Raw genomic sequence first — 255 nt, 5'->3', positions numbered from 1 at the left:
AATAAGTGCACATGGTGGATGCCTTGGCGATTACAGGCGATGAAGGACGTAGAAGTCTGCGATAAGCCTCGGGGAGCTGACAAACAAGCTTTGATCCGAGGATTTCCGAATGGGGAAACCCGGCCTTATAGGTCATTGCATGCTGAATACATAGGCATGCAAAGCGAACGCGGCGAACTGAAACATCTAAGTAGCTGCAGGAAAATAAATCAACCGAGATTCCCAAAGTAGTGGCGAGCGAAATGGGATGAGCCT

The 255-nt window shown here is 49.0% G+C and carries 1 rRNA gene; it reads left to right on the top strand.

Annotated elements, in window-relative coordinates:
* Nucleotides 1-255, top strand: a 23S ribosomal RNA gene (locus tag GTP77_RS30075); the annotation flags it as partial.

It is taken from the genome of Pseudoduganella aquatica, assembly GCF_009857595.1.
In the GTDB taxonomy this organism is placed as follows: domain Bacteria; phylum Pseudomonadota; class Gammaproteobacteria; order Burkholderiales; family Burkholderiaceae_D; genus Rugamonas; species Rugamonas aquatica_A.
The sequence above is the reverse complement of the archived record's forward strand: the minus strand, read 5'-3'. Positions and strand labels throughout refer to the sequence as shown.